This window comes from Paenibacillus sp. FSL K6-1230, from assembly GCF_038002385.1.
Lineage (GTDB): Bacteria > Bacillota > Bacilli > Paenibacillales > Paenibacillaceae > Paenibacillus > Paenibacillus massiliensis.
The window spans coordinates 3,285,799-3,299,216 of record NZ_JBBOCK010000001.1 but is presented as its reverse complement, the minus strand read 5'-3'; the positions used below and the strand labels follow the sequence as shown (position 1 = coordinate 3,299,216).

Sequence of the window (13,418 nt, the reverse complement as noted above, 5' to 3'; positions counted from 1 at the left end):
GAAAGGGGCAAGAGCATGCAATTAGCAGTACGTGAGCTGACGAAGAGGTACAAGACGGGTGATGGGGTTAGCGGCATCAATCTGGAGGTTGAAAAAGGAGAGCTAGTCACCTTGCTCGGACCGTCAGGATGCGGCAAAACGACAGTGCTACGCAGCATTGGTGGCTTTTTGGAGCCAGATTCAGGGGATATCCTGATTGAAGGTCAAAGTGTCATTCAGCTTCCACCTGAGCGGCGCCCGACTTCCATGGTATTCCAAAGCTATAATCTATGGTCGCATATGACGGTCTATGACAATCTGGCCTTTGGTCTCAAGATTCGCAAAATGCCGAAGGCTGACATTCGGAATGCTGTCACAGATGCGCTCAAGCTCGTGCGTCTTCCAGGCTTCGAGAAGAAATACCCGTCTCAATTGTCCGGTGGACAACAGCAGCGTGTCGCGCTTGCCAGATCACTCTTGCTCAAGCCGGCAGTCCTTCTACTGGACGAGCCTTTCTCCGCGCTTGATGCGAAGCTACGCTATGAGATGCGTGAGGAGCTCCGCGAGATTCAGATGCAGACAGGACTTACCATGATATTCGTCACGCATGATCAGGAGGAAGCCTTGTCCCTGTCCGACCGCATCGTGGTTATGAATAGCGGACACATCGAGCAGATTGCCAGTCCACAGACCATATATGATGAGCCAGCTACATTATATGTAGCGAGCTTCATTGGTAAAATGAACTTTTTGGAGGGGGTGGCGGATGAGCACAACATCCGGGTGGGAGCAGTAGCATTTCCTAATGCACAGGGATTAAGCGGTCAGATTATGGCGGCAATACGCCCAGAGGATGTAGATTTTTGCGAAGTAACAGAGAAAGGGAATCAATTTTCTGGTGTGATCAAGCAGATTATGATTTTGGGTCATTATGCAGAGGTGACAGTAGATCTATCCGAGGGACTGGGACAGCTGCGTGCCTTTCAGACGAAGGAAGCTACCAAGGATTTAGCGATTGGGAAACAAGTTGGAATCTCCATTGCGAGATTGACTGGATATCCGGCAAAGGTAAACCAATAACGGAGGATGATAAATATGCTTACTAAAAAAACGTGGTTGACAATGTTCTCTTCAGTTATGCTATCTGCCGTTGTGCTGGCTGGTTGCGGTGGTGGTGCCGCTACTTCGAATTCAGCTACAGGTACCGGCCCAGCAACATCGTCAGGGGCTTCCGGTGAGAAGACTTCCTTCAACTTCTACTTCACAGGCTCGCAAAATGTTAAGGATCTGTGGGATACGCTGGTTCCTATGTTCGAGGAGCAGAATAAGGAAGTTGACGTTAATATGGTATATATCCCCTCAGGTACGGGAGCAGAGCCAACCTATGATCGCATTTTGGCTGCCAAGCAGGCTGGCAAAGGCTCCGGTGACATTGATCTGTATGAGGATGGCATTAACTTTGTAAACCAAGGCACGAAGGATGGCGTATGGGAGCAATTGTCCAAGGATGCTATTCCGAATCTGGCTAATGTAAAGGAACAAACGATGCAGGATGTTGACAGCTACGCGATTCCTTATCGCTCCTCTGCGGTAGTGCTGGCCTATGATAGCACCAAGATCACAAATCCCCCAACTACATTGGATGAGCTGTTAACGTGGATCAAGGCTAACCCTGGACAATTTGCATATAATGACCCGTCTACTGGTGGCTCGGGCAGTTCCTTTGTACAGACTGTGATCTATAAGGATCTGCCAGAGGAAGATATTCATAATTCCGATCCTGCTGTGATGCAAAAATGGGATTCCGGCTTTGCTACGCTGAAGGACTTGGGTCAATATGTGTACGGTGACGGCATCTATCCGAAAAAGAACCAAGGAACACTTGATTTGCTGATGAACAGTGAAGTATCCATCATTCCGGCGTGGTCAGATATGGTACTGCAACAGCTGAATGAAGGGCTATTACCGGATACCGTCAAGATGCAGCAAATCACGCCTGGCTTCAACGGTGGACCTACTTATCTGATGGTGAACAAGGAATCCGACAAGAAGGAAGCGATCAACCAGTTCCTGGACTTCGTTCTATCACCTGAGGCTCAAGCTGTTGTAGTAGACAAAATGAACGGCTTCCCGGGAATTGAGCTGGACAAGATGCCACAGGAGACGCAAGATAAATTCACTGGCGTTGCTGAGGGCTTCCGTACCTTTAACATTGGCGATCTGAGCACAGAGATCAACAAACGTTGGCAAAATGAAGTTGCAGCCCAATGAGTAAGGAACTGAGGCAAGCGATTACCGGATTGGGAATGGTCCTTCCATCCTTCGGTATTCTGTTATTCGTAGTTATTATTCCGATTGTGCAGACGTTGATCATGAGTCTGGGGAACGGTGAAGGTGGGTATGATCTGAGCCGCTATGAGCTGCTGTTCACGGATAAAGGGATGCGCAACAATATCATGTTCACCTTGCGTATTACTCTGATTACCTGTGTGTTTGTGCTGCTGATCAGCTACGCGCTTGCCGTGTATATGCGATTCAACAACGGACCGATCGTTGATCTGATTCGCAAGACGTATATGATTCCATTGTTTATTCCCGGGGTCATAGCCACCTATGGCTTGATCAACTTGCTCGGCAATCATGGCTGGCTGGCTCGTATTCTGGATGGAACGGGTGTTGAGCTTCCACGGATTATTTTTGACGAGAAGGGTATCATCATTGCTAATCTGTGGTTCAATATCCCGTTCACCACCATGTTGCTTAGCTCGGCGCTGGCTGGAATACCTTCCTCTGTGATTGAGAGTGCGAAGGATGTAGGGGCAGGAAGGCTCAAGCTGTTTGTCCGCTTTATTCTTCCGCTTACCTATAAGACGTTTTTGGTGGCTGTAACCTTTGTGTTCATGGGAGTTATCGGATCGTTTACAGCACCATTCCTGATCGGGGCCAATTCCCCGCAAATGCTGGGTGTGTCCATGCAGCAGGTATTCAGCGTCTTCCAGGATCGGGAGCAGGCAGCCGCGATGGCATTCTTTTCCTTCATGCTGTGTTCGATACTTGGGGCCTTTTATATTCATTCCATGGCCAAGGAAGAGAATGCCAAAATATAGTATGGGGCAATAAATATAGTTTCATATAGTCTCGTATGGGACTGGTATTGACCAGGGGCCTCATATTCCACCAAGTGTGGGATGTGAGGTCCTTTACTTGTGTGCATGGGATAGACATGGACGGGTTATCACTATTCATTTTCAGCTCTCGGCAAATTCGACATCCGTAATCTGTGTTATAATGTGTGCTGCAGGCTCGTACGGGCAAGGTGGTCAGAAAGGATGAATAGCTATGAAGACATTGGTTATCGCGGAGAAGCCAGACATGGGACGAACCATTGCGGCTGTCATTGAACCGCGTGCCAAGAATAACCGCAGCTACCTGGAGGGGGAGCAATATATCATTACATGGGCAATCGGACACCTCCTGGGCTTGGCGGAGCCAGATGCATATGATCCCAAATATAAGAAATGGAGTATACAGGATCTTCCAATCATACCGGAGCGGTTCCAAATTGTGCCGAATCCGAGAACGAAGGATCAATTGAAAATTATCGGTGAGCTGGCGGGGCGCTGCAACCATGTCGTTAACGCCTGCGATGCCGGGAGAGAAGGGCAATACATATTCGCGCTTATACAGCAGCAGCTAAGACTCAAGCAGCCTGTAAAAAGACTGTGGATCTCCGATCTGACGGCGCAGAGTATCTCGGCGGGCTTCGCCAATCTTAAAGATGCCGCAGATTTCGAGTTTTTGACACAGGCAGCCAGGGCACGTAGTGAAGCAGATTGGCTAATCGGCATGAATGCCTCGCGTGCGTTTACGACACGACATAATGCCTTGCTCTCTGTAGGTCGGGTGCAGACGCCTGTGCTGGCACTTATTCACGATCGGGAGAAGGAGATTGAAGCATTTCAATCGCAGACCTTCTATGATGTAATTGCCTATTTCAAGCAAGAGGATACGATATATAAGGGAATGTGGCAGGGAGATCGCTTGACCGAAGTCGAGAAGGCAGAGGCGATCGCCGCGCAGACGCGGGGGAAGCCAGGCATCGTCGAAAGCTACGATGTAAAGGAGACTAAGGAATACCCATTTAAGCTATATGATCTTACCCTGTTACAGCGGGAAGCCAATGCGAAGTATGGATACTCTGCCAAGAAGACGCTTGATCTGGCACAGGCCTTATATGAGAAGCACAAGATTATCTCCTATCCGCGGACCAATTCCAATTATGTAACAGAGCAGAACATTGAGGGAATGCACAAGGCGCTACAGATGCTCAAGGGGACTTCCTATGCCAAATGGGCTGACCAAGCCGATAGTAAACGGGTGCATAAGAACAATAAAGCGGTCTGTAATCCGGCCCGGGTCGAGGATCACCATGCGATACTGCCCACGCTGAAGAGGCCGGGTACCTTGAGCAAGGAAGAGGAGCACATCTATGATCTTATCGTTCGTCGCTTCCTGTCGCATTTCTACCCGCCAGCTGAATATCGGGTGCATAGCATCATCACCAAGGTGGAGGAGCATCGCTACAAGACAGGTGTGAAGGAGCTGATCTCCTTGGGCTGGAAGGTGCTACAGGAAGCAGCTGGTCAAGGCTCCAGCAAGCCTAGCAAGCGGGGGAAGAAGGATGACGCGGAGGACAAGGAAGAGGAGGAGCTGCTCGACGGTCCGTTCCATCTGAAGCCAGAGCAGGGTGTACTTTGTACAGAGGCAGAGGCTAAGGAAAAGGCAACCAAGCCACCCAAGAGCTATACCGAAGGTACTCTGCTGAAGGCCATGGAGAGTGCTGGCAAGCAGATGGAGGACGAGGAGCTGCGTGAAGTCATGAAGGATGCAGGACTCGGAACTCCAGCGACGCGTGCTGCCACGATTGAACGTCTCAAGCAGGTCGGATATATCGACATGAAGGGAAAGCGCATCCTCATCACCGAGAAAGGCAAGACCGCGATTGAGCTCATCCGTGGGGCCGGGGTTGATCTCCTTGCTTCGCCGGAAATGACCGGGCAATGGGAGCGGCGACTTCATCAGATCTCGCGAGGTGAGGCGCAGCAGGAGAAGTTCATGGACAATGTCAAGAAATTCACCATTTCTGTCATCGAAAAAGTAAGGCAGCAGAAGCCTGCTGCGGCAACTGCCTTCGGCGAGGATTCGCGGGGTCGCAAAGGTGGCCGAACGGTGAACGCGAAGGGAAGTGCGAGAACAACGAGAAATGTGGGCGGAAGAGGCAGCTCTGCTGGATCAGTCTCGTCACGTGCAACTGGCGAGTTCTCTGGTGGACAAGCACAGAAGAGCGCGGACCCGACTACCCGCAAGCTGCTGGGAACCTGCCCACGGCCTGGGTGCGGGGGCGCAATCATTGAAGGGCGCAAAGGCTATGGATGTACTCATTTCAAGCAAGGGTGTTCCTTTGTCATCTGGAAGGAATATGCAGGTAAGAGCGTATCTGAGACGATGCTGGGATCATTGCTAAGTAAAGGCCAGACCCAGAAGCTTACTTTCAAGACCCGTAGCGGGGAGTCCGTTAAAGGACGAATTTTGTTGGAGGATGCTTCTACAGGCAAGCTTGGTGTGCGGAAGGAAGAGTAGAGCTACCGTATAGGAGCACGCTAATAAGGAACACACAAAATAAGGAACACACAAAAAGAACCCTAGCCCAGGGTTCTTTTGTGTTGGTGAATTTGAATGCTGTCATGGATGACACTAGGGACCTCGGTCAGCTTCTGAATAGTGTACATTACCGAGGAAGGCTTCTGTTCTAGCTCAATCATGTTATACACCCATTCCTTCGCTTGCTTCAGGTAGATGGCGTGAATTCCGGCCTCCAGGGCGGGTGAGATGTCCGTACGCAGAGAATTGCCGATCATCCAGGTTACTTTGCGATCGAATACATTTTCCTCCAGAATACGTTCCAGTGCGGAGAAATTCTTATGCTGGCGAATGTAGATACGATCCTCAAAATAATCGGTTAGCTTCATCTGATCGATCTTCTTCTGTTGAATGGCAACCTCGCCACCTGTGTATAGATTGAGTTGATGGCCATTCTTCAGCAAAGACTCTAGCGTCTGGGTCATGCCCGGGTAGGGCTCGACCTCTTGGCTGTATACGTTTCTCCCCAGCTCCAGCAGCATATTTTCATCGAAGGACCCTGGAATGCGTCCAAACTGCTTGCAATAAAAGCGGTAGGTCTCAACTAGAGAGCGGGGGAAATGCTCGCTGGCAAATCCAACCTGAGCTACTCCGGCTACGTCAATCTCAATCTGCTTACTGCGGATCTGCTCCTCGGTAAGACTGTGCTCCCCGAACCATTGCAGCATCTGGTCAACGAATTGATCCAGGATCAGGTCAAAATACTTGTTACAATATATCAAGGTGTCGTCAAGATCGAAAATAATCTGTTGTTTGGCAGTCAATTGATGCGTCACTCCTAACCAGTCTACAGTCGGATATACGTCTCCAGGAACATTTGCAGGTCCGCAGCGCCCTCCGGCCGAATGCTGAATTTCTCTTTTTGATAGCGGCCGATATGTATGCGCAGCATACCGGCAACTCTCAGTATCATCAGGTCTGACATGAGCTCATCATCATCCTTCTTCAGATCCTTACGCATATCGGCAAGAGACTTCGGCTCCTCCGCTACATATCTGAGCAAGCGTAGACGCTGCGGCTCAGCCACCGCCCTTGTCAGACGGAGCAGCGTCGTAGGTGGATCGTCCTCGCTTTCTTCAGGGACATCAACAGGATATTGAATGAGCAGCGTGCGGCTGTAAAAGCAGTACGTATTGATAGGACGATTGTGCACGATAGGAAACAGCACCACAGTATCAAGCGCATCCAGATGAGGGACTACGAGCCCAGCTGTGGCATATTCGACGAGAGCCTCTGGCTCCATTTTTGTCAGCAGCATCCGTTTCTCGGCAGCATCCTCTTCAGCCAGAATCCGCATACTGTGCTCCAGAGAGCGGAAGTAGTCACGGTACCATGAACGCAGGAGAGGGGTATAATCCCTCCGAATTCGTATGGAATCCTCCAGGGTCAGGAAAGGAACGTGATGCACAATCAGATTATACATGTCCTGATCAAGCCCATCCTCCAGATAATCGAGGTATTCCTTGATTTCATCTGTATCAGCAGGACGGCAGATGGCCCAGGCATACAGCACATCGTAATCGTTAAAGGGCCAATCTTTGGCCCGAGTCAAGGCAGAATGCACTTCAGGTGACAGTCGCCCATCAACCTCTTCAATCCATTGGGACCCCATGTCCATATCCCGGACCCATTTTTTGGTCACATATACCATGAAGCTGCCTAGCAGCTCATATACAGGGGATACATCAATTCTCACCTCATAACTCATGTAACACGAAGCCTCCTATCCTATATCTCCAGCCATTAGACGGCTTGGCCGGAAGGTCATTATATGAAGGTGAAGATGCGATTTTCAGCAAGAATTACATTATTCATTATGGCTTGTTTTACAGGACGTTGTCCACTATAATGTGAACTAGTGTGTTCAAATTCGTATAAAAGCACCAATGGTATTTACGCTTTGTCTCTGTAGGCTCTACAGGACACATATGGTCATGACCTGAATCGTCATCGAAGATGGCGATTTATTTTTATCTGTCATGTGAAACTTATTCGTTACTTGTGATCCGGTTCTACAATTGGAGGAATTATGTTGTCAATTCGTCATTCATCGCCTGCAACTTCATTTAAGCTGCAGTATTTCATCTTGATTGCTGTCATCGTGGTAGCAGGACTCAGCCAGGGCATGCTGCTTCCGGTACTATCGATCCTGCTCGATCGCATGGGGGTTCCTCCATCATTGAACGGGCTGAATGCTGCAGCGCTTTATATAGGCTCATTTGCCATGACGGTCATTGCCGAGCGAACGCTTGGCTTTTTAGGGTTTAAGAAGCTGATTGCTGGCGGACTGGCACTGGTCCTGGTGACTGTATTGGTATTTCCGCTCATACCGGACGTAAGGCTATGGTTCGTGCTTCGTCTGCTAGTTGGTGTTGGTGACAGTGCACTGCACTATTCCACCCAGCTGTGGGTGCTAATGATGGCTCCGCCGGAGACAAGAGGCCGAAATATTTCATTTTACGGCATGTCCTACGGGTTAGGTTTTAGCCTTGGTCCGCTGGGTATCAGGCTTCTCGATTGGGGAATGGCTGTTCCATTCATCCTGATGGCGGTTCTACTCCTGATCGTCCTTGTATGTGCTCTTTGCTGGCTGCCGAGCGCTCATCCTGAGACCCATGAGACAGCCGCGAAGCCTGACCGTGCACGTTATCGCAAAAGCTATAGCTGGGCATGGTACGCCTTGCTGCCGGCTTTTCTTTACGGATATATGGAAGCGAGCATGAACAGCAACTTCCCACTATATGGACTGCGTATTGGTTATACGGAAAGTCAAATCTCCGCACTAATGCCTTTTCTTGGCCTGGGGGGACTTCTTCTGCAGCTCCCACTGGGAATCTGGAGTGACCGTTGGGGGCGAAAAAAGGTGCTTATTATTTCGGCGCTAGCTGGTGGTGTCTTGTTCATGCTGGTACCGTGGTCGGGGACTCAGTTTGTCTGGAGCATGCTTCTACTGGCAGCCGCTGGTGGACTTGTCGGCTCCTTCTTCTCGCTGGGACTGGCTTACGCAGCAGACATCATGCCGAGGTCTCTGCTTCCCGCCGCAAATGTTGTGGCATCCTTTCATTTCAGTATTGGCAGCATAGCGGGTCCTAATCTGGGAGGACTGCTTCTGGATCATACAGTTCCTGGAAGTCTATTCCTGCTGCTAGGTGCCTTCTATATCCTGTTTGGTCTGCTAGGTGTTGGCTTTCGCTCACGTAAGGTGGAAGCCTCGTAGCATATCTTGCTGTTAACAATTAGGACCGTGGGAAAGTTCAGTTTGCATGGTCATTATTGGGAGTTTACAATAAACTAAAGATACTGTGTTCCTTTTCATTGCATTACATACAGCCATATTAAAATTTATAGAGGGCAAAGGGGATTCCGGATGATCAGAATACGTCAATTGACCAAGCATGTCGGCGCTGACCGAATACCGGTTCTACGCGGCATTGATATGGATATTCATACAGGAGAGTTCGTCGGATTGGTAGGTCCTAGCGGCAGTGGAAAGAGCATGCTGCTGCGATGTTTGTCCATGAAGGAGACGTGGGATCGCGGAAGCCTGATTATAGAGGGAAAGGATATGCTGCAGGAGGGGTTCCAAGGTAAGCAGACGATTAAGCGTGAATGGGCGTATCTGGAACAGAATCCCTATGTTCAGATGAATCGTTCGGCACTGAAGAACGTATTAATTGGACGCGCCGGGCAGACTCCTCTCTGGCGAATGATTACCGGCATGATTCGCTCTGACGACTACATGGGAGCTATGGATACACTGGAGCATTTGGGTCTGCTGGATAAGGCTCATGACAAGTGTGAAAAGCTGAGTGGAGGCGAGCGGCAGCGCGTCGCCATCGCCAGAGCCATGGTGCATGGTGCGAAGGTCATTCTTGCGGATGAGCCCGTAAATGGGCTGGACCCAGCTTCCGCAGATCGTGTGCTGGATACGTTCCGGCAGTTATGCAAGGAGCAGAAGTTGACGGTTATTGCAGTGCTTCCCCTCGAGTTGGCTGAGAAATATGCTACGCGAATTTGGGGGCTACAGCAAGGTGAAGTGGTGCTGGACGTCTATGACCGGAGATTAACCTATGCGGAGAAGAATTTGCTGTGAACGGAAGTGTGAGCATGATTGGCAGATGGATTAAAAGGATCGGTGTGAGCGGGACTCTGCTGCTAATGGCTGCATTCCTTGGAGGCTGTGGGATTTTTTCGGACAGTGATCCCATCAGCCTGATGCGCAAGCCGCTGCTACCTGAGGAAGCTCAGAAGCTTAGTGGTGTCGTAACCAAGCAACTAGCGGGGCGAGAGCCCATTCGTCCGCGTGATCCAGCGGATACGACTTCGATCCGAATTGAGGATTTGAATAATGACGGTACGAAGGAGGCCGTATTGTTCTATGAGACACCCGAGGATGAGAATGTCCGCATTCGCGGGATGCTGCTCGAGAATCAAGGGGGTACTTGGGTCAAGAAGCTGACTTTTGATGGAGCAGGCCTGGTACTTGAATCCTTCAAGCTGGTGGACGTTACCAACGATGGTACAATTGATATTGTAGCCGGCTTCTCTCGCGGAGAAGACGACGCAATGAAATACCTGGTGGTCTACTCGTATACTGGAGGTACGCTAGAGAAGGTATGGGAGACGCCTTATACGTATTTCGCTGTTGATCAGCCGGACGGCCGGGCAGCGGAACGCAAGCCCTTGGACATGAATGGTGACGGATTGACAGACATCACTATTGTGTCTTTGCTCAAGAATGAGTATTACAATGTAACTACGTATCAGTACAATGATGGCTTCAAGGAGCTGGGCAAGGTAGATCTGGATAATCAGGCTAACTATGTACTTCGTGCATCGGCAGGACAGGTAGCCGAGAACAAAACAGGACTTATTCTGGACACCTTTGTTGGCCAAGGCTCGACGGTCTCCAATATCATTACGATGGAGAATGGCCAGCTCATCAGGGCTGACATTGAAGATCAGACGTTCAAGGATGCTTACATTCTTAGTGAGGACGTCGATCGGGATGGGATACTGGAATTCGGCAAGCTGGAGACGCCAGCAGGATGGGAGGATGCAAGCCCAGGCGAGCGTCCACAGCTCATATCCTTCTATCAGTGGGATGGCAAGAAGGGTAGCACCTTCAAGATGCAGCAATATCGAGATTGGCAAAGCCGATACTATATTAATATTCCGCCTGAGCTACATGGTCAGGTAACGATCGATCGCAAATCCGATCTGGAGAAGCATATTACCTTCATTATGAAGGATACGGGCGAAGTGCTCGCAGAGATCAAGTTCTTTTCTCTAACGGCGTGGGAGGAGAACGGTTCCGAATGGCAGGAGCTCGTGCGTACAAGCGAGCAGGTCATTGGGCTGAAGCGTTCGGATAAATTCAAGACAGGCAAGGATATTCGCACCCTGATGAAAAATAACAGTATCGGAAAGGAAGGACAGAAGTGAGCAAAGTATTGATTATGGAGGATGAAGAGTCCATTCGTAGTTTTATCGTTATTAATCTGAAGCGTAACGGCTTTGAGGTGCTTGAATCAGCAGATGGGAATGAGGCGCTGAGCATCCTTAATTCGGTGCCTGATATTGATATTGCCCTTCTGGATGTGATGGTGCCAGGTATTGATGGTTTCGAGGTATGCAGAAGAATCAGAGAAACGAATGAGCGAATCGGCATCATTTTCCTGACAGCCAAGGTGCAGGAGCAGGATAAGGTCTATGCACTGTCCGTAGGAGCCGATGATCATGTCAGCAAGCCATTTAGCCCTACTGAACTGATCGCACGGATTCAGTCCTTGCTGCGACGTGTGAATGTGCATAGAGAAGGTGCAGCGAAGGTATCCTTCCAATCCGGTCCATTCTCGCTGGACCTGATTACGAAGCAATTCAAGAAGGGGAGTCAGCTCATTGAGCTTACCCCTACCGAGTTCTCCCTTGTTCAGTTCTTTCTGGAAAAGGAGAACACTCCACTAAGTCGGGATGTCCTGCTGGATCATGTATGGGGAAAGGAGTATATGGGAGATCCGAAGATTGTGGATGTGAACATTCGCCGCTTGCGGCAGAAGCTGGAAAACAATCCTTCCGAGCCGATGTACTTGCAGACCGTGTGGGGACATGGATATAAATGGAAAGGTCAGGGGCAATGATCAAGAAGGGGATCGCCAGACAGATTGTACTTCACTACTTTTTTGTAGTCTTTCTGACTTTAACATTGGCTGAAGTCATTTTTATGTTTGCGATCAGAACCTACTACTATGATGCGATTTTTAACCATATAGAGCTGCATGCCAATGTTATTAGCCGCACAAGCCAGCTCTATTACAATACAGATCAGACGTTGAACTCCTACATGATCAGCAATTTCTCCATCGACAGCACGCAGTTGGAGGTGCTGGACGGGGAAGGAAATGTGCGTGTGAACTCATCTGGCTTCGAATCGGATCGAAAAATTCAGACCAGTGACGTAGCGCAAGCCCTCGCAGGGAATACAGGCCGCTGGGTTGGCAAGCAGCCAGAGACAGGGCAACAGGTCATGGCCGTCTCGAAGCGGCTGTCAGGCACAGGGGCGGATGATGTGTACATTCTACGCTATGTTACCTCGCTGGAGAAGGTAAATGAGCGACTCTTCAATATGACCCTGATGTCGGTAAGTATCGGGGGGGCAGTACTGGCGATTGTCTTGATCTTCAGTATGGGCTTGGCGAATTCGATTGTAAGGCCTATTAACAATATTACTGCCGTCTCCGCGCTGATGGCGAAGGGCAGATTCGATGTTCGGGTGAAGGGAGATTATCGTTATGAGCTTGGTGAGCTGGCTTCTACCCTGAATTATATGGCTCAGGAAATTGTGCATACGAATCAGGTAAAGGACGATTTCATCTCCTCCATTTCGCATGAGTTGCGTACGCCTCTTACGAGTATTAAAGGCTGGAGTGAGACGCTGAATTCCGGAGGATATGACCCGGAAGAGACCAAGATTGGTATGCAGATCATTTCCAAGGAAACGGACCGACTTATTGGCCTTGTGGAGGAGATTCTCGACTTCTCCAAGCTGCAGCAAAATGAAATGAAGCTGGTCATGGGGACGGTCAATATTCGGGAGCTGCTGCAGGAGATTATGCTTAATGTATGGGCCAAGGCTGAGATGAAGAAGATCAAGCTGAAGATGGAAGCGGACGAGGAGCAGGTATTCCTGGTTCATGGGGATGGTAACCGTCTCAAGCAGGTGTTCCTGAACATTGTAGACAATGCCATCAAGTTCTCTCATGAGAGTAGCCACATCTTTATTCTCATCAGCAAGTCCAATGACCGAATTACAGTGGCCGTTCAGGATTCAGGTATTGGCATCAGCATGGAGCATCTGGAGAAGGTAAAGGACCGGTTCTTCCAAGTGGACCATCAACGGGGTGGTACTGGGTTGGGCCTGGCGATTTCGCAACAATTCGTAGAACGGCATGGCGGTGAGATGACACTGAACAGTGTATTGGGTGAAGGAACGACAGTTACCGTGATTTTGCCTGCATCGACCGAGCAGCCGGAGGCGAGGAGGAGCGACAGTACAGATGCTACCTCACTTGATCAAGCTATAGAGCAGCAGCCAGGTTATGAGCTGGAGGAAGAGAGCAAGCAAGACAAGTAGCATCTAAACTCCTCAGTATTCCTCATTCATTGTGGATTCGTCGGTTCTGAATAAATTCGACTATAGCATTCGACACGGCAGGAGTAGGGGAGTGGGGAGCAGTGGA

The 13,418-nt window shown here is 49.7% G+C and carries 11 protein-coding genes; 9 read left to right on the top strand and 2 right to left on the bottom strand.

Going from position 1 to position 13,418, the window contains the following annotated elements; translation table 11 throughout:
• The first annotated feature begins 15 nt into the window (after positions 1–15).
• From MKX74_RS14305 to MKX74_RS14290, 4 genes are all read left to right on the top strand, one after another.
• The gene (locus tag MKX74_RS14305; RefSeq protein WP_341178867.1) at positions 16–1,059 is read left to right on the top strand and encodes an ABC transporter ATP-binding protein; all 1,044 of its coding nucleotides are present in this window, start codon (positions 16–18) and stop codon (positions 1,057–1,059) included.
• A 15-nt stretch (positions 1,060–1,074) separates the two neighbouring features.
• Positions 1,075–2,250 (top strand): extracellular solute-binding protein, encoded by a 1,176-nt coding sequence (locus MKX74_RS14300; RefSeq protein WP_341178866.1) that lies wholly within the window; start codon positions 1,075–1,077, stop codon positions 2,248–2,250.
• Entirely contained in the window at positions 2,247–3,086 is an 840-nt protein-coding gene (locus tag MKX74_RS14295) for an ABC transporter permease (RefSeq protein WP_025677651.1), read from the top strand. Before MKX74_RS14300 ends, MKX74_RS14295 begins: the two co-directional genes overlap by 4 nt.
• 232 nt (positions 3,087–3,318) lie before the next feature.
• On the top strand, positions 3,319–5,619 hold the full coding sequence (locus MKX74_RS14290) for a type IA DNA topoisomerase (protein ID WP_341178865.1): 2,301 nt from the start codon (positions 3,319–3,321) through the stop codon (positions 5,617–5,619).
• 62 nt (positions 5,620–5,681) lie between these two features.
• On the opposite strand, the gene MKX74_RS14285 is transcribed toward MKX74_RS14290, so the two are convergent.
• Positions 5,682–6,443 (bottom strand): HAD family hydrolase, encoded by a 762-nt coding sequence (locus MKX74_RS14285; protein ID WP_341178864.1) that lies wholly within the window; start codon positions 6,441–6,443, stop codon positions 5,682–5,684.
• Positions 6,444–6,466: 23 nt separating this feature from the next.
• Complete coding sequence (locus tag MKX74_RS14280) at positions 6,467–7,387, bottom strand: hypothetical protein (RefSeq protein WP_018884316.1); 921 nt, start codon at positions 7,385–7,387, stop codon at positions 6,467–6,469.
• Between the two features lie 321 nt (positions 7,388–7,708).
• Here MKX74_RS14280 and MKX74_RS14275 point away from each other — a divergent pair, with 321 nt between their 5' ends.
• The 5 genes from MKX74_RS14275 to MKX74_RS14255 all read left to right on the top strand — a co-directional run bounded on the left by MKX74_RS14275 (position 7,709) and on the right by MKX74_RS14255 (position 13,312).
• On the top strand, positions 7,709–8,896 hold the full coding sequence (locus MKX74_RS14275; RefSeq protein ID WP_341178863.1) for an MFS transporter: 1,188 nt from the start codon (positions 7,709–7,711) through the stop codon (positions 8,894–8,896).
• Between the two features lie 150 nt (positions 8,897–9,046).
• Positions 9,047–9,772 (top strand): phosphonate ABC transporter ATP-binding protein, encoded by a 726-nt coding sequence (locus tag MKX74_RS14270; RefSeq protein ID WP_018884318.1) that lies wholly within the window; start codon positions 9,047–9,049, stop codon positions 9,770–9,772.
• A 14-nt stretch (positions 9,773–9,786) separates the two neighbouring features.
• Complete coding sequence (locus MKX74_RS14265; protein ID WP_154658989.1) at positions 9,787–11,124, top strand: hypothetical protein; 1,338 nt, start codon at positions 9,787–9,789, stop codon at positions 11,122–11,124.
• Complete coding sequence (locus MKX74_RS14260; RefSeq protein WP_018884320.1) at positions 11,121–11,819, top strand: response regulator transcription factor; 699 nt, start codon at positions 11,121–11,123, stop codon at positions 11,817–11,819. Before MKX74_RS14265 ends, MKX74_RS14260 begins: the two co-directional genes overlap by 4 nt.
• Positions 11,816–13,312 (top strand): sensor histidine kinase, encoded by a 1,497-nt coding sequence (locus MKX74_RS14255; protein ID WP_341180581.1) that lies wholly within the window; start codon positions 11,816–11,818, stop codon positions 13,310–13,312. Before MKX74_RS14260 ends, MKX74_RS14255 begins: the two co-directional genes overlap by 4 nt.
• Positions 13,313–13,418: the final 106 nt, after the last annotated feature.

Bases quoted from the DNA above. Each gene is read 5' to 3' on its own strand.
- MKX74_RS14305 (WP_341178867.1), top strand. From the start codon at position 16: ATGCAATTAGCAGTACGTGAGCTGACGAAGAGGTACAAGACGGGTGAT.
- MKX74_RS14300 (WP_341178866.1), top strand. From the start codon at position 1,075: ATGCTTACTAAAAAAACGTGGTTGACAATGTTCTCTTCAGTTATGCTA.
- MKX74_RS14295 (WP_025677651.1), top strand. From the start codon at position 2,247: ATGAGTAAGGAACTGAGGCAAGCGATTACCGGATTGGGAATGGTCCTT.
- MKX74_RS14290 (WP_341178865.1), top strand. From the start codon at position 3,319: ATGAAGACATTGGTTATCGCGGAGAAGCCAGACATGGGACGAACCATT.
- MKX74_RS14280 (WP_018884316.1), bottom strand. From the start codon at position 7,387: ATGAGTTATGAGGTGAGAATTGATGTATCCCCTGTATATGAGCTGCTA.
- MKX74_RS14275 (WP_341178863.1), top strand. From the start codon at position 7,709: ATGTTGTCAATTCGTCATTCATCGCCTGCAACTTCATTTAAGCTGCAG.
- MKX74_RS14270 (WP_018884318.1), top strand. From the start codon at position 9,047: ATGATCAGAATACGTCAATTGACCAAGCATGTCGGCGCTGACCGAATA.
- MKX74_RS14265 (WP_154658989.1), top strand. From the start codon at position 9,787: ATGATTGGCAGATGGATTAAAAGGATCGGTGTGAGCGGGACTCTGCTG.
- MKX74_RS14255 (WP_341180581.1), top strand. From the start codon at position 11,816: ATGATCAAGAAGGGGATCGCCAGACAGATTGTACTTCACTACTTTTTT.